The 15861-nt window shown below is 73.1% G+C and carries 10 protein-coding genes and 1 pseudogene; 7 read left to right on the forward strand and 4 right to left on the reverse strand.

Features of this window, described 5'->3' with window-relative positions; all coding sequences use genetic code 11:
- Nucleotides 1-9: 9 nt before the first annotated feature.
- Nucleotides 10-2115: an excinuclease ABC subunit UvrB gene (uvrB, locus tag ACTMSW_RS04430; RefSeq protein ID WP_441179138.1), complete on the reverse strand. Its 2106-nt coding sequence runs from the start codon at nucleotides 2113-2115 to the stop codon at nucleotides 10-12.
- A gap of 216 nt (nucleotides 2116-2331) precedes the next feature.
- Here uvrB and ACTMSW_RS04435 point away from each other — a divergent pair, with 216 nt between their 5' ends.
- The gene (locus ACTMSW_RS04435; protein WP_441179139.1) at nucleotides 2332-3990 is read left to right on the forward strand and encodes a hypothetical protein; all 1659 of its coding nucleotides are present in this window, start codon (nucleotides 2332-2334) and stop codon (nucleotides 3988-3990) included.
- A gap of 4 nt (nucleotides 3991-3994) precedes the next feature.
- On the opposite strand, the gene coaE is transcribed toward ACTMSW_RS04435, so the two are convergent.
- Nucleotides 3995-5176: a dephospho-CoA kinase gene (gene coaE, locus ACTMSW_RS04440; RefSeq protein ID WP_441179658.1), complete on the reverse strand. Its 1182-nt coding sequence runs from the start codon at nucleotides 5174-5176 to the stop codon at nucleotides 3995-3997.
- A 189-nt stretch (nucleotides 5177-5365) separates the two neighbouring features.
- A complete protein-coding gene (gene rpsA / locus ACTMSW_RS04445; RefSeq protein ID WP_441179140.1) occupies nucleotides 5366-6865 on the reverse strand; it encodes a 30S ribosomal protein S1 in 1500 nt (499 codons plus the stop codon).
- A gap of 428 nt (nucleotides 6866-7293) precedes the next feature.
- Between rpsA and ACTMSW_RS04450 the strand changes: the two genes are divergently transcribed.
- The 4 genes and pseudogenes from ACTMSW_RS04450 to ACTMSW_RS04465 form a co-directional block, all read left to right on the forward strand.
- Nucleotides 7294-8100, forward strand: a complete 807-nt coding sequence (locus tag ACTMSW_RS04450) for a class I SAM-dependent methyltransferase (protein ID WP_441179141.1) — start codon at nucleotides 7294-7296, stop codon at nucleotides 8098-8100.
- Between the two features lie 105 nt (nucleotides 8101-8205).
- Nucleotides 8206-8757: a Uma2 family endonuclease gene (locus tag ACTMSW_RS04455; RefSeq protein WP_441179142.1), complete on the forward strand. Its 552-nt coding sequence runs from the start codon at nucleotides 8206-8208 to the stop codon at nucleotides 8755-8757.
- A gap of 46 nt (nucleotides 8758-8803) precedes the next feature.
- Entirely contained in the window at nucleotides 8804-9019 is a 216-nt protein-coding gene (locus ACTMSW_RS04460) for a DUF2945 domain-containing protein (protein ID WP_441179143.1), read from the forward strand.
- Nucleotides 9009-9353 (forward strand): annotated as a pseudogene (locus tag ACTMSW_RS04465) (DUF3140 domain-containing protein); the annotation flags it as partial. The gene ACTMSW_RS04460 and the pseudogene ACTMSW_RS04465, both read left to right, overlap by 11 nt.
- Before the next feature lie 13 nt (nucleotides 9354-9366).
- Here the strand turns inward: ACTMSW_RS04465 and polA are convergent.
- On the reverse strand, nucleotides 9367-12066 hold the full coding sequence (gene polA / locus ACTMSW_RS04470; protein WP_441179144.1) for a DNA polymerase I: 2700 nt from the start codon (nucleotides 12064-12066) through the stop codon (nucleotides 9367-9369).
- Between the two features lie 199 nt (nucleotides 12067-12265).
- Here polA and ACTMSW_RS04475 point away from each other — a divergent pair, with 199 nt between their 5' ends.
- Nucleotides 12266-12709: a hypothetical protein gene (locus tag ACTMSW_RS04475; RefSeq protein WP_441179145.1), complete on the forward strand. Its 444-nt coding sequence runs from the start codon at nucleotides 12266-12268 to the stop codon at nucleotides 12707-12709.
- A 287-nt stretch (nucleotides 12710-12996) separates the two neighbouring features.
- Entirely contained in the window at nucleotides 12997-15783 is a 2787-nt protein-coding gene (locus ACTMSW_RS04480) for a BTAD domain-containing putative transcriptional regulator (protein ID WP_441179146.1), read from the forward strand.
- The last annotated feature ends 78 nt before the right edge of the window (nucleotides 15784-15861 follow it).

Consider the following 15861-nt stretch of genomic DNA (forward strand, 5'->3'; position numbering starts at 1 on the left):
CCCGTCCGCCTACTTCACGCCGGCGGCGTCCATGCCGCGCAGCTCCTTCTTCAGGTCGGCGACCTCGTCCCGGATGCGGGCCGCCAGCTCGAACTGCAACTCCCGCGCGGCCGCCAGCATCTGGTCGTTCAGCTCCTGGATGAGCTGGGCCAGCTCGGCCCGGGCCATGCCCTCGCGGGCCGGGCCGGCGCCGGTGCCGCCCCGACGGCTGCGGGTCTCCTTCACCGGTGCCTTGCCCCGGGACAGCTGCCGCACCGCGCCGCCGACACGGGTGTCGGTGTCCTCCGCCTCGCGGTAGATGTCGTCCAGGATGTCGTGGATCTTCTTGCGCAGCGGCTCCGGGCTGATCCCGTTCGCCTCGTTGTGGGCGACCTGCTTGGCCCGGCGCCGGTTGGTCTCGTCGATGGCCGTCGCCATCGACGGAGTGATCTTGTCGGCGTACATGTGGACCTGGCCGGAGACGTTGCGGGCCGCGCGGCCGATGGTCTGGATCAGCGACCGGCCGCTGCGCAGGAAGCCCTCCTTGTCGGCGTCGAGGATCGCCACCAGGGACACCTCCGGCAGGTCGAGGCCCTCCCGGAGCAGGTTGATGCCGACCAGCACGTCGTAGTCGCCCTTGCGCAGCTCGCGCAGCAGCTCCACCCGGCGCAGCGTGTCCACCTCCGAGTGCAGGTAGCGCACCCGGATGCCGTTCTCCAGCAGGTAGTCCGACAGGTCCTCGGCCATCTTCTTGGTCAGCGTGGTGACCAGCACCCGCTCGTCCCGGTCGGTGCGCAGCTTGATCTCGTGCATCAGATCGTCGATCTGACCCTTGGTGGGCTTGATGACGACCTCCGGGTCGATCAGGCCGGTCGGTCGGATCACCTGCTCGACGAACTCGCCCTGGGCCTGCTCCATCTCCCACGAGCCCGGTGTCGCGGACAGGAAGACCATCTGGCCCACCCGCTCCAGGAACTCGTCGAAGCGCAGCGGCCGGTTGTCGGCCGCGCTGGGCAGCCGGAAGCCGTGGTCGATGAGCATCCGCTTACGGGACGCGTCCCCCTCGTACATGCCGCCGATCTGCGGGATCGTCACATGCGACTCGTCGACGACGGTCAGGTAGTCGTCGGGGAAGTAGTCGAGCAGGCAGTGCGGTGGGCTGCCGGGCAGCCGGCCGTCCATGTGCATCGAGTAGTTCTCGATGCCGGAGCAGAACCCGACCTGGCGCATCATCTCGATGTCGTACGTGGTGCGCATCCGCAGCCGCTGCGCCTCCAGCAGCTTGCCCTGCCGCTCCAGCTCCGCCAGCCGCTCGCCCAGCTCGGCCTCGATGTCGCGGATCGCCCGCTCCATCCGCTCCGGGCCGGCCGCGTAGTGCGTGGCCGGGAAGATCATCAGGTGGTCGACCTCACGGACCACGTCCCCGGTGAGCGGGTTGAGGTAGTAGAGCTTCTCCACCTCGTCACCGAACAGCTCGATCCGGACCGCCAGCTCCTCGTACGCCGGGATGATCTCCAGGGTGTCGCCCCGGACTCGGAAGGTGCCCCGCTGGAAGGCCATGTCGTTGCGGGTGTACCGGATGTCGACCAGCCGGCGCAGCAACTGGTCGCGGTCCAGCTCCTGGCCCACGGCCATCCGGACCGCCCGGTCCAGGTATTCCTCGGGCGTGCCGAGGCCGTAGATCGCCGACACGGTCGCGACCACCACCACGTCGCGGCGGGTCAGCAGCGACATCGTCGCCGAGTGCCGCAGCCGCTCGACCTCCTCGTTGATCGAGGAGTCCTTCTCGATGTAGGTGTCGGTCTGCGGGATGTACGCCTCGGGCTGGTAGTAGTCGTAGTAGGAGACGAAGTATTCGACGGCGTTGTGCGGCAGCAGCTCGCTGAACTCCTTGGCCAACTGTGCGCAGAGCGTCTTGTTGGGGGCCAGCACCAACGTCGGCCGCTGCAACCGCTCGATCAGCCACGCGGTGGTGGCGCTCTTGCCGGTGCCGGTCGCGCCGAGCAGGACCGTGTTGCGGTCACCGCGCCGCACCCGGCGCTCCAGATCGTCGATGGCCGCCGGCTGGTCGCCGGCCGGCTGGAACTCACTGACGACCTGGAAACGGCCGTCGAGCCGGGGAATGTCGAGCGCCATGCCACCAACGGTACGCCGGAGGTCCGACACTCCGGGTCGACTACCGTCGGTCCGTGATCGGCTTCGATATTCCCATTGTGTGGCCCTTCTCACGAAGCTAGGCTCTCCACGTAGGCCGCTCGCGGCGGCCGACCGGGCCGGTGGCCAGGCCGTCAAGGGCCGCCACCCCCGGCACAGGGGTCGCAGCACCCGGCACGCCCGGCGTGCGCACCCAACGTGGTCGCGCTGGAGGCGCAGACCGGCCGCCGCGAGCGCCCCTGCACGTCACCCCACGGCGGTGAGTGCCGTTCAACCTCCGTGGAGACCTTCGACCGACCCGCCGCCGACCGCGCACCGGCCGCTCCCGACCGTCCCCCGGCCGCCGCGGACCGGTTGCCGGTGGCTCCCGGCACCCGACGGTCCCGTCGACGCGCGGCACCCCCGCCCGACCGGACACCACCGGTCCACCCGCCCCCCGTGGACGCCCACACCGGCACGCTCCCCCGCCTGGTCACCGGCCGTCGGCGTACCGTCCTGATGCTGCTGGGCGCGGTCGCCGTCCTCTCCGCCGCCGGCCTGGTGGCCGGCCTGCTGAGCTGGGCGCCGGAGGCACCGGAGCCGCCCCGGGCGGCGAGCGCCGACGAACGCGCCCGGTTGGACGCGATGCGGGTCACCAACTACCGGGACCTGCGCGCCGGAGTGCACGTCACCGCCGGCACCGGCGGGGCGCGGATCGAGCTGGTGGGCTGGGTGGACTGGTCCCGCGCCCTGGCGTACCTGGACGTGGGCGGGCCCGGTGCCGGCGCCGAGCGCGGGCTGCTCCAGGCCACCCCGGCCGTGGCGGTGGTGCGCCCCGACCCGGGCGCGGTCCCCACCCCGGCCCCGCCGCCGCTGGTGCCGCCCACCGACCGGTGGCGCCTGCACGAGTTGCCCGCCGACCGGGGACCGGCCCCGCTGCTGGACCTGCTCTTCTCCCTGGCCGCCGACCGCCCGGACCCGGCCGCCGATCCCGCCGCCGTCCGCTGGGTGGGCCGCGACACCGTCGAGGGGGAACCGGTGGACATCCTCCAGGCGCCACCGCCCGGCAGGCCGTCCCCGCCGGCCAGGAACGGCCCGCAACGCCACTGGTTGGACCGCGACGCCCGCCTGCACCGCCTGGAGACCCGGCTGCCCGGCACCGGCCCGGTCACCGTCGCGCTGAACCGGACCGACCGGCCCACGCTGCGGCCGGTCGACGCCCTCGGCGGCCGGCCCGGGCTGCCCCGCGCCCTCGACCCCGCCGAGCAGGACCGGCTGCACCGGCTGCCGGCCCGGCTGCGGGCCCGGGGCGGTGCCACGGTCACGCTGACCGCCCCGGTCGGCACGACCACCAACCTGCGGGGCGCCGGCTGGGTCGACTGGCGCGGACGGGTCACGTACCTGACGGTCGCCGACGTCGGCGCACCGGATCGGCGGACGCTCCTGCGCCGTGCCGCCGCCGGCGCCAGCCGGATGGCCGCACCGGCCGGCGCCGTCGCCGGGACCGCCGAGGCGCCCTCGCGCCCGCCGCTGCCGCCCCCGGCCCGGGGCTGGCGGCCCGACAAGACCCGCGACGACCTGGCCGTGCTGCTGGACCTGGCGCTCCGGGCGGGCGTGGCGGCACCGGAGGGCACCGCCCGGCGGATCCGCGGAGACAGCCTCGCCGGGCGCGGCGTGGACGTGGTGGAGGTGCGGACGGCACGGGCCGTCGTGCGCTACTGGATCGACCGCACCGGGCTGCTGTGCCGGCTCGAACTGCGGACCCGGCCAGGCACCTGGGCGCAGCTCGACCTCCGCCCGGGGCCGGTGCCGCGACTGGGCGGCCCGGCTCCGGCCCGGCCCGTCAAACGGCCGCCCACCCGGGCCTCCGGACGCTGACCGCTCAGGGACGCCAGCCGCTCCGTGCGGCCCACTCCTCGGCCCGCAGGTGCTCCTCGTCGAACCACGGGTCCTTCGCCGTGCTGTACGTGGCGCTGTCCGGCGCCGACGCGGCCAGCTCCCGCTTCAACAGCAGGTACGCCGACCGCTGGTCCGGGTCCGCACGCAGGTGGTCGCGCATCAGCAGCGCGTACCGCCATCCGGGCGAGTCGACCTCGCGGATGTGCAGGTGGACCGGACGGGCCGGGTCGGCGCTGCCGTGCAGCCGCTTCGGCCACCGGCCGCTGCCCGCTCCGCGCGGCGCGTCCCACCACTCGCCGGGCAATCGGGGAAATCCGGCGTCGGCCAGCCGGTCGGCCAGCGGCCCGTCGGCGTCGGCGAGACGCGGCACCGCGAGCTGGATGTCGATGACGTCCTTGGCGGCGAGACCCGGTACGGCGGTCGAACCGATGTGGTCGATCCGCAGATCCGCCGGGGCGATCGCGTGCCGGATCCGGGCGGCCAGCCGCGCGTACTGCTGCGGCCACGTCGGGTCCGCCTCGGCCAGGCTCACCCCGGGCAGCCGGACCGCCCGCCGGGCGCGGAGGTTCGCCTCGTAGGGCAGCAGCCGCTCCCGCCACAGCGCGTCCACCGCCGCGTGCAGCTCGGCGAGCGTGCCGTCGTTGGTCAGGACGACGTCGGCCGCCGCACGCCGCCGGGCGTCGTCGGCCTGCGCGGCGATGCGCCGCTCGGCCTCCGCCCGATCCATCCCCCGGTCGCGGGCCAGCCGCTCCAGGCGGGTGGCCAGCTCCGTCTGCACCACGAGCACGAGATGGTACGAGGGCGCGAGCCCCACCTCGACCAGGAGCGGCACGTCGTTGACCACGACCGCGTCCGGTGGCGCCGCGGCGGCCAATTCGGCGGTACGCGCCCGCACCCGCGGGTGCACGATCGCCTCCAGCCGTCGCCGGGAAGCCTCGTCGGGGAACACGACGGCACCCAGCGCCGCCCGGTCCAGCGCCCCGTCGGCGCCCAGCACCCGATCGGAGAACGCCTCGACGATCGCGGCCAGCCCGTCGGTGCCCGGCGCGACGACCTCCCGCGACACCTGGTCGGCGTCGATCAGTACCGCGCCCCGCTCGACCAGCCGCGCCGACACCGCGCTCTTGCCGGACCCGATCCCTCCGGTCAACCCCACCATCAGCACCGCACCAGTCAACCGGATCCCACCTCACCCACCAAACCGACCCGGACGGGACGGGGCGGGATCGCGGGCGCAGGCGCGGGCTGGCAAGGGCGCGGCGGCGGCGCGGCGCGGGGCTCTCCGGGCAACGCGAGGGCCCCGCCCCCGGCGATCTCGCGATCGCGGGGACGGGGCCCTTCGTCCTTCAGCGGGTCACTTGCCGCCGGCGAGCTTCTCCCGCAGAGCGGCGAGCGCCTCGTCGGTGGCCAGGGTGCCGGCCGGCTCCTCGGCCTGACGGCTCGGAGCCGTGCTGGTCGTGGTGGTGGTGGTGGTGCCACCGGCAGCCACCGGCGGGGCCGGGTTGGCGGCAGCCTCGGCGTCGGCGGCCCGGGAGGTCTGCACCTGCTTGGTGTGGGCCTCCCAGCGCTGACGGGCCTCGGCGTACTGGTTCTCCCAGGTCTCGCGCTGCTTGTCGTACCCCTCGAGCCACTCGCCCGTCTCCGGGTCGAAGCCCTCCGGGTAGATGTAGTTGCCCTCGGCGTCGTACGTCGCGGCCATGCCGTAGAGGGTCGGGTCGAAGTGCTCCTCGCCCTCGACGAAGCCCTCGTTGGCCTGCTTGAGCGACAGCGAGATCCGGCGGCGCTCCAGGTCGATGTCGATGACCTTGACCATGACCTCGGACCCGACCTGGACGACCTGCTCCGGGATCTCGACGTGGCGCTCGGCCAGCTCCGAGATGTGGACCAGGCCCTCGATGCCGTCGTCCACCCGGACGAAGGCGCCGAACGGCACCAGCTTGGTGACCTTACCCGGGACGATCTGCTGGATCGCGTGGGTGCGGGCGAACTGCCGCCACGGGTCCTCCTGGGTCGCCTTCAGCGACAGCGAGACCCGCTCGCGGTCCAGGTCGACGTCCAGGACCTCGACCTCGACCTCCTGGCCGACCTCGACGACCTCGGACGGGTGGTCGATGTGCTTCCAGGACAGCTCGGAGACGTGCACCAGGCCGTCCACGCCGCCCAGGTCGACGAACGCGCCGAAGTTGACGATCGAGGACACGACGCCCTTGCGGACCTGGCCCTTCTGCAGCTTGTTGAGGAACTCGGTGCGCACCTCGGACTGCGTCTGCTCCAGCCACGCCCGGCGGGACAGAACCACGTTGTTGCGGTTCTTGTCCAGCTCGATGATCTTGGCTTCGAGCTCGCGGCCGACGTACGGCTGCAGGTCGCGCACCCGCCGCATCTCGACCAGGGACGCGGGCAGGAAGCCGCGGAGCCCGATGTCGAGGATGAGGCCGCCCTTGACCACCTCGATGACGGAGCCGCGGACGACGCCGTCCTCGTCCTTGATCTTCTCGATCGTGCCCCAGGCCCGCTCGTACTGCGCCCGCTTCTTGGAGAGGATCAGACGACCCTCCTTGTCCTCCTTCTGGAGGACCAGGGCCTCGATGTGGTCACCGACCGAAACGACCTCGGCCGGGTCCACGTCGTGCTTGATCGACAACTCCCGAGAGGGGATGACACCCTCGGTCTTGTAGCCGATGTCGAGCAGGACCTCGTCCCGATCGACCTTGACGACGGTGCCTTCGACAATGTCGCCGTCGTTGAAGTACTTGATGGTCTCGTCGATCGCGGCGAGGAAAGCCTCCTCGGAACCGAGATCGTCGTGGGTGACCCGGGTGGCGCTCGAGGGGGCCTCGATGCTGCTCGTCATGTGGGCGGTTGCTCCGGTCGGATGGGTTGTCACAGCAGGCGTGGTGTCGCGGTGACCTGTTCGCGCCAGCGGATCCGCCGCCGGGCACACCGAACGATCAGCAAGTGAAGATCATTGAGTGGCTCCGGTGACCGCGCACCTGCTCCCTGCCGAGGCACACGATCCGCGAGCGCATCGTCTAGCCTACCCGCTGCATTACCACAGCGTGCAAGGCCTCCCAGGTCCTCGCTGCCTCGCCACCTGCGAAAGCGGAGATTTCGCCCTCCCCTCGCATCACCTGTCACGTCCGTCACACCAGCCCCACCAGAGCTGGTCGCGGGGTCCGCCGGTCGTCGCGGGTGCCCCGACCCGCCGACACGCGACACGCCGGCGCCGACCGTTCCCGCCCGGCCGGCCGCGTCACCCGGCACGGGGCCTAGCGTGGGCGGGTGGACGACGACAGCAGGGTGACCCGCCGCCGGGTCGGCGACGCCGAGGTACGCCGCGCCAACCGGGGCTGGTGGGACGTCGACGCCGACGACTACCAGGCCGAGCACGGCGCCTTCCTCGGCGACCTGGACTTCGTCTGGTGTCCGGAGGGCGTCCGGGAGGCCGACGTACACCTGCTGGGTGAGCTGGACGGGCGGCGGGTGCTGGAGCTGGGCAGCGGCGCGTCCGCCGCCGCGCGGTGGCTCGCCACCCAGGGCGCGCGGCCGGTCGCGCTGGACCTCTCCGCCGGCATGTTGCGGCACGCGGCGCTCGCCGCCGACCGCACCGGCGTACGCGTGCCGCTGGTGCAGGCCGACGCCCTCGCCCTGCCGTTCGCCGACGGCGCGTTCGACACGGTCTGCACGGCGTTCGGCGCGATCCCCTTCGTCGACGACTCGGCGGCGGTCATGCGCGAGGTGTTCCGGGTGCTGCGGCCGGGCGGCCGGTGGGTGTTCTCGGTGACCCATCCGATGCGGTGGATCTTCCTCGACGACCCGGGCGAGGGCGGGCTGACCGCCGTGCACTCGTACTTCGACCGCTCCCCCTACGTCGAGCAGGACGACCACGGCGTCGCCACGTACGTGGAGCAGCACCGCACCCTGGGCGACCGGATCCGGGAACTGGTCGGGGCCGGCTTCCGCCTCACCGATCTGGTGGAACCGGAGTGGCCGGCGGACCACGAGGGGGTCTGGGGGCAGTGGAGCCCGCTGCGCGGGCGCCTCTTCCCCGGCACCGCCATCTTCGTCTCGGAGAAGCCGACCGGCTGACCGCCGCACTCCTGGTGCGACCTGGGCCTCCCCCACCGGCGGTACGCTCACCGCATGAGCGCCGGGCCCGTCCCGACATCACCTGGCCCCTGGTGTCCGGACCCGATGCGGCAGCAGCGTGCGGACTACACGCTGGAGGACCTGCTCGCCCTGCCGGACGACGCCCCCCGCGTCGAACTCGTCGACGGAGTAATCCAGGCGACACCCTCCCCCACCCTGGGCCACCAGGACATCTCGTTGCTGTTGAGTCTCTGGCTCCGGTCCCACGCGCCAGCTCACCTGCGAGTCGCTCAGGCCGTCGGAGTCGGCCTGAGCCCCAACACGAGCCGACAGCCGGACGTGCTGCTGTACCGCGCCGGGCTGCCGTCCGACCGGTCCCGGCTGCGGCCGGCGGACGTGGTCCTGGCCGTCGAGATCGTCTCGCCGGGCACCCGGCGCGTCGACCGGTTCGCGAAGCCGGGCGAGTACGCGGCCGCCGGCATCCCGTTCTACTGGCGCATCGAGCAGGACCCGGTGCACCTCTACGCGTACCGGCTCGGCGAGCGGATCGGGCCGGGCGGCGAGCGGCAGTACGAGCTGGTGACCGACAGCGCCCACCTGGTCGAGCTGGCCGAGCCGTTCGACATCAAGCTGCCGATCACCGAGATCACCCCCTAGCGGCCGGCGACCGTTTCCGCCCGGCCCGGCGGGGTACCCCGCCGGCATGGCCGAGAAGGAGTTCCACACGGGCGACCACGTCTCCTGGGCCAGCCACAGCGGCCGGGCCCACGGCGTGGTCAAGGAGAAGATCACCGAGCGGACCCACGTACGCGGGCACACGGTGAACGCCTCCCCGGAGGACCCCCAGTACCGGATCCGCAACGACGACTCGGGCCGGGACGTCGCGCACCGACCGGAGGCGCTCCGGCATGAGGGCTGACGACGACCAGGAGATCTACCGGGAGTTCACCGAGGCGGTGAACATGAAGCCGGGCGAGCTGAAGACGTGGCTGGAGACCGACGAGTCCAAGCAGGTCGGCTGGCACAAGGGCGGCCGGTCCGGCGGCGGCGAGTCCGTCGGCCACGAGTCCGGCCGCCGGATCATCGAGCTGCTCCGGCGCAAGCGCGCCGACCTGACCGCCGCCGACTACTCGCACATGCGCAAGGTGGTCGGCTACGTGCACCGGCACATGGCGCAGCGGCCGTCCGGGGACGTCCGCGACACCAAGTGGCGCTGGTCGCTGATGAACTGGGGCCACGACCCGCTGAAGGGCTGACCGGCCCGGCTCAGTGGTCGGCGCTGTTCCAGTCGCGGCCCTCGCCGACGGACACCTCCAGCGGCACCGACAGTGGGTACGCCGCACCCATCTCGCGGCGCACCAGCTCCTCCAGGGTGTCCCGCTCGCCGGGGGCGACCTCGAAGACCAGTTCGTCGTGCACCTGGAGCAGCATCCGGGAGCGCAGCCCGGCGTCGCGCAGCGCGGTGTCGACGCGCAGCATCGCGACCTTGATGACGTCGGCCGCCGAACCCTGGATGGGGGCGTTGAGCGCCATCCGCTCGGCCATGTCCCGCCGCTGCCGGTTGTCACTGACCAGGTCCGGCAGGTAGCGGCGACGACCGAGGATGGTCGAGGTGTACCCGTCGTGCCGGGCGCGGGCCACCACCTCCTGGAGGTAGTCGCGGACGCCGCCGAACCCGGCGAAGTAGTTCTCCATCAGCCCGCGCGCCTCCTCGGCGGTGATGCCGAGCTGCTGGGAGAGGCCGAAGGCGCTGAGCCCGTACGCCAGGCCGTAGTTCATCGCCTTGATCTTGCGCCGCTGGTCGGCGGTGACCGCACCGACCTCGACCTCGAAGACCGACGAGGCGGTCGCGGCGTGGAAGTCGGCGCCGGAGTTGAACGCCTCGATCAGCGCATCGTCGGACGACAGGTGCGCCATGAGCCGCATCTCGATCTGGCTGTAGTCGGCGGTGAGCAGGCACTCGTAGCCCTCCCCCACCACGAAGGCCCGGCGGATCCGCCGCCCCTCCTCGGTGCGGATCGGGATGTTCTGCAGGTTGGGCTCGGTGGAGGAGAGCCGGCCGGTGGCCGCCACCGTCTGGTTGAAGGTGGTGTGGATCCGGCCGTCGTCGGAGACGGACTTGAGCAGGCCGTCCACGGTCGTCTTGAGCTTCGCCACGTCCCGGTGGCGCAGCAGGTGGGCCAGCACCGGGTGCGGGTTCTGCGCGTAGAGCCACTGGAGTGCGTCGGCGTCGGTGGTGTAGCCGGTCTTGATCTTCTTGGTCTTCGGCAGGCCCAGCTCGACGAAGAGGATCTCCTGCAGCTGCTTGGGCGAGCCGAGGTTGAACTCCCGCCCCACCGCCTCGTACGCGCCCTGCGCGGCGGCCTTCACCTCGGCGGCGAAGTGCGCCTCCAGCTCGGAGAGGTAGTGCGTGTCGGCGGCGATGCCGACGCGCTCCATGTCGGCCAGCACCCGCATCAGGGGCAGCTCGACACCGGCCATCAGCCGGGCGGACTGCTCGCCGTCGCGGGACAGCTCCGCGTCGATCGCGTCGGCCAGGTCGAGGGTGGCCCGGGCCTGGAGCATCAGGTTCTGCTCGGCCGCGCCGTCGTCGCCCAGGCCGTCGAGGGTGAGCTGACCGGTCTCCGGGGCGTCGACCCGCAGCTCCCGGTGCAGGTAGCGCAGCGCCAGGTCGGTCAGGTCGTAGGAGCGCTGGTCGGGGCGGGCCAGGTAGGCCGCGATCTGGGTGTCGCGGGCGATCCCCTCCAGCGACCAGCCGTGCGCGGCGAAGGCCAGCACAGCCGGCTTGCTGTCGTGCAGCACCTTCGGGCGGGTGTCGTCGGCCAGCCACGCCGCGAGGGCCGCCTCGTCGGTCGGCTCCAGCCCGGCCGGGTCGAACCACGCCGCCGCGCCGCCCGCCGTCGCCAGGGCCATCCCGCTGATCGAGGCGGTGTGCCGGCGGTTGGGCCCGGTGTCCAGCTTGACGGCCACGCCCACCGGCGTGCCGGCCGGGGCGTGGGTCTCCAGCCAGCCGGCGAGGGCACCGGGGGTGGCGAGCACCTCGCCGGTCAGGTCGAAGCCCGCCTCGGCCTCCGGCTCGACGGCCTCCAGGTACTGGTAGAGGCGGTCGCGCAGGATGCGGAACTCCAGCGTGTCGAAGACCTGGTGCACCGCCTCCCGGTCCCAGCCCTGCCAGCGGGCGTCCTCCGGACGCACCGGCAGCTCCAGGTCCGAGACCAGGCAGTTGATCTCGTAGTTGCGGATCACGTCGGCGAGCCGCTCCCGCAGGCTGTCGCCGGCCTTGCCCTTGATCTCGTCGGCCCGGGCGACGACACCCTCCACCCCGCCGTAGGCGTTGATCCACTTCGCGGCCGTCTTCGGGCCGACACCCGGGATGCCGGGCAGGTTGTCGCTGGTCTCGCCCACCAGGGCGGCCAGGTCACGGTAGCGCTCGGGGCCCACGCCGTACTTCGCCTCGACGGCGGCCGGGTCCATCCGGGCCAGGTCGGAGACGCCCTTGCGCGGGTAGAGCACGGTGACCCGGTCGCCGACGAGCTGGAAGGCGTCCCGGTCACCGGTGGTGATCAGCACCGACATGCCCTGGTCGCGGGCCTGGCAGGCGAGGGTGGCGATGACGTCGTCGGCCTCGTAACCCTCCTTCTCCACCACCGGGATGCGCAGCGCCGCGAGGACCTCCTTGACCAGGCTGACCTGGCCCTTGAAGTCGGTCGGGGTCTCGCTGCGGCCGGCCTTGTACTCCGCGTACCGGTCGGTGCGGAAGGAGTGGCGGGAGACGTCGAAGGCGACGACGATGTGCGTCGGCTGCTCGTCGCGCAGAACGTTGATCAGCATCGAGGTGAAGCCGTAGACCGCGTTGGTCGGCTGACCCGTCGTGGTGGAGAAGTTCTCCACCGGCAGGGCGAAGAACGCCCGGTATGCCAGGGAATGTCCGTCGACGAGGAGCAGGCGCGGCGTCGTAGCTGTCACGGCAGCGACTCTAGTCCGTACGCCCGACATCCCCGTCCCTGACATGGCCCGGACCGCCGCGGAGGAGGTCCCGCCGGGACGGGAAGGAAACGGGAAGAAGACTTGTGCACGCTCGGCGGGCACAGCGACGTCCGTTGCCGCGGGGACCACCGGACGTCACGTCCTGAACGACAGTCCGTCGAACAGAGGATCGCAGCTCATGAAGCTCCGAAAGATCGCGCTGAGCATCGCACTGACCGCGGGGACCACCGCATCGGTTCTCGCCACTGCCGGATCGCCCGCATCGGCCGGCACCTGCAGCACCCCGCGCTGCGGCGGGGTCGTGGAGAACGACGCCGCATCGGGACCGGGCGTGTACATCGCCAACTGCTGGAGCGGCACCGCATCGACGTACGCGGGCGACAACCTCCCGTGCACCAACAACCGCGTCAGCTCGACGACGTACCCGGCAGCATGGTTCCTCACGCCGGGGCAGTCCTCGTCCAGCTACCCCAAGTACTACGACACCGACGCCTACAAGGTCGGTGCCAACTGTGTCATGACCACCAGCGGTACCACGATCGACCGGCGTGGACGCGGCTCCGTCTGGTACAAGATCACCAATGTGAACCGGATCTACGTCCAGTCCTACCGCTGCTTCTGACGCACCTTCCGGGCAGCGGAACCCGGTGGCAGACGGGGCGGCGACGAACGCGGCAGGCCCACTGCCGCGTGGCACGGTACGGGCGGCGGACCTGTCTACGGGGGTGGGCGGACCACAACGGTCCGCCCTTCGGGTCCGTCTCCCGGCCGGCGCCGACGGCGGCGCCCCGGCGCTGTCGGCCACCGGGGCGGCCCGGGCGGGACCATCGACCGGCCACCGGTCCGTCGGGGAACGGGCGGCGGGTAGGCACTAGGCTGACGCTCCCGCCGTTCCGCAGTGCCCCGGAGATGCCCTTGGAGCTCCGCCTGCTCGGTCCGATCGAGATCCGTCACGGTGTCGCCCCGATCGTGCCCGGCCGCCGGATGCATCGGCTGCTGCTCGGATTACTGGCGATACGGGCCGGCAGCATGGTCCCGACCAGCGACCTGGTGGACTCGCTGTGGCAGGACCGGCTGCCCCGCAGCGCCCGGTCCATGGTCCACTCACGGATCTCCGAGCTGCGGGCCGCGCTCGCCGCCGCCGGCCTGGACGAGGACCAGCTCGCCATCGTCACCGCCGGGGACGGCTACCGGGCGGTGCTCGATCCGGAGGCGGTCGACGTCCACCGCTTCCGCCGGCTGCTGACCCGGGCACAGGACGACGGCGAACCCGACTGGCGCCACCGGCGCGACCTGCTCCGGGAAGCGGTGGACCTGTGGCGGGGTCCGGCGTTCGGCGGCTGGCTGCCGAACCGTCCCGCACCGCCGGAGGTGCAGGCGCTCGAGGACGCCCGGCTCACCGCCGTCGAACTGTGGCACGAGGCGAAGCTGCGGTCCGGGACCCCCGTCGCGACGCTGGTCGACGAACTCGCCCCGTTGGCGGCACGGCACCCGAGCCGGGAACGTCTCACCCTTCTGCTGATGCAGTCCCTGGCCGGTTGCGGCCGGACCGGCGAAGCGCTGCACGCCTACGAGCAGCACCGCCGACGGCTGGCCGCGGAGCTGGGCGTCGACCCGAGCCCGGACCTGCAACGCCTGCACGTCGATCTGCTCCGCGCCAGCCCGGCGAACCCGACGCCCGCATCGGCGGGTTCGCCGTCGGCGCGGGCGGCGCCGGCACAGCTGCCCGCGACGCCGGCCGGGTTCGTGGGGCGACGTCGCGAGCTGGACCGGCTGGACCGGACCGCCGACGCCGGCGCACGGGTGGTCGCCCTGGTCGGCCCGCCGGGGGTCGGCAAGACCGCACTGGCCCTCCGGTGGGCGCACCAGCAGTCCCGCCGGCCGGGCCGCTCCGGACACCTGTACGCCGACCTGCGCGACACCGACGACGCCCAGCCGTCCACCCCGGCCGCGGTGCTGGAGCGGTTCCTGCGCGCGCTGGGCGTACCCGGCGACGCCATCCCGCACGAGGTGGAGGAGCGGGCCGCCCGGTACCGCTCGGAGCTTGCCCGGCAGGCCCTGGTGGTGGTGCTCGACAACGCCGCGACCTCCGGGCAGGTCCGGCCGCTGCTGCCCGGAGCGGGCGACAACCTGGTCGTGGTGACCAGCCGGCACCGCCTGGACGGCCTGGTCGCCAGCCATGGCGTCGCCCGGCTCCAGGTGGCCTCCCTGGACGAGGACGACGCCTGCGAGCTGCTCGCCCGAGGAGACGGCGACAGCCGCGCCCGGTCGACCGACCCGGCCCTGCTGCGCCGGCTCGCGTCGCTGTGCGATCGGATGCCCCTGGCACTGCGGATCGCCGCCGCCCGGTTCGACTCGGCCGGTGGCGCCCGGGCACTCGCCGACCGGCTCGCCGACGAGAACGCCCGCCTCGGCCTGCTCGCCTCCGAGGACGTCTCCGTGCGGGCCGCCCTGGAGGTCTCGGTCGGCAGCCTGCCCGAACCGGCCCGGGCGCTGTTCCGACTGCTCGGCCGGCATCCCGGCCAGCGCCCGTCGACCGACGCCGCGGCGGCGTTGGCCGGCCTGCCCCCGGCCCGGGTCCGGTCGCTGCTCGCCCACCTCACCGCGGCCCACCTCGTGCACGAGCTGGACACCGACCAGTACGAGTTGCACGACCTCGTCCGGCTCTTCGCCGTCGAGCGGGCCGCCGCCGAGCTGCCCGCCGACGACCCGGCCCCGGTCCGCCTGCTCACCTGGTACCGGGACGCCGCCAACGCGGCGGACCGTACGCTGCGGCCCGCCGAGCGAGCCAACTTCGACTCCGGCCCGCCCGACCCTCCGGTCCGCTTCGCCACCCCGGCCGCCGCGCTGGCCTGGCTCGACCAGGAGGCGGACAACCTGATCGCCGCGGTCGAGGCGTCCGCCGCCGCCCAGCCCCGACTCGCCTGGCAGATCGCCGCCGCCCTGTACGGCTGGCTGTTCCGCCGGCACCACCGCGACCGCTGGGTGCAGCTCTACACCCGCGCCGTGCGGGCCGCCCGGGACGCCGGCGACGACGTCGGCGAGGCGCTGATCGCCGGCCGGCTGGCCATTCCGCTCAGCCAGCTGGGCCGGCACGACGAGGCGGCGCGGTGGACCCGGCGGGCGTACGAGCTGCGCAGCGCCGGCGGTGACCGGCTCGGCGCGGCGACGGCACTGCTGAACCTCGCCGCGATCATGAACAACGCCGGCCGGCCCGAGGAGGCGATCCGCCGGCTGACCGAGGCCGAGGAGCACAGCCGCACCCTGACCGACGCCACCCATCTGCGCGCGCTGGTGCGCAGCAACCTCGGCGAGGCCCACCTCCTCGCGGGGCGGCACCGGGAGGCCGACGCCCACTACACCGCCGCGCTGGCCATCGCCGAGGAGGGCTGCGGGCCACGGGACGTGGCGGAGATCCTGGTCGGCCTGGCCCGCACCCACCGCCGTGGGGGCGAGCCGCACGACGTCCTGCGGTACGGCGCGCAGGCCGTCGCCCGGGCCCGGCTGGCCGGGGACGTGCTGATCGAGGCCGAGGCGCGCGAGGAACTGGGCCGCGCCCACATCGCCCGGGGCGACCGCGAGAGCGGGGTCGTCGAGTTGACCAGCGCGTTGGAGACGTACCGCGAGAAGGGTCACCGCGGCACCCCGGAGCTGGCCGGCTACCTGGATGAGCTGAGCCGCTCCGGGCCGGACTGACCCGGTACGACGATTCCCGCAGGACGACGGGGTCGACGACCGCGAACGGACCGGCGGCCGCCCTGCCCCGAGGGGTGG

This window comes from Micromonospora sp. BQ11, from assembly GCF_052068135.1.
In the GTDB taxonomy this organism is placed as follows: Bacteria; Actinomycetota; Actinomycetes; order Mycobacteriales; family Micromonosporaceae; genus Micromonospora.

Excerpts from the sequence above, each read along its gene's own strand:
- ACTMSW_RS04455 (WP_441179142.1), top strand. The coding sequence starts at position 8,206 with ATGCGGCAGCAGCGTGCGGACTACACGCTGGAGGACCTGCTCGCCCTG.
- ACTMSW_RS04475 (WP_441179145.1), top strand. The coding sequence starts at position 12,266 with ATGAAGCTCCGAAAGATCGCGCTGAGCATCGCACTGACCGCGGGGACC.
- uvrB (WP_441179138.1), bottom strand. The coding sequence starts at position 2,115 with ATGGCGCTCGACATTCCCCGGCTCGACGGCCGTTTCCAGGTCGTCAGT.
- ACTMSW_RS04480 (WP_441179146.1), top strand. The coding sequence starts at position 12,997 with ATGCCCTTGGAGCTCCGCCTGCTCGGTCCGATCGAGATCCGTCACGGT.
- rpsA (WP_441179140.1), bottom strand. The coding sequence starts at position 6,865 with ATGACGAGCAGCATCGAGGCCCCCTCGAGCGCCACCCGGGTCACCCAC.
- ACTMSW_RS04460 (WP_441179143.1), top strand. The coding sequence starts at position 8,804 with ATGGCCGAGAAGGAGTTCCACACGGGCGACCACGTCTCCTGGGCCAGC.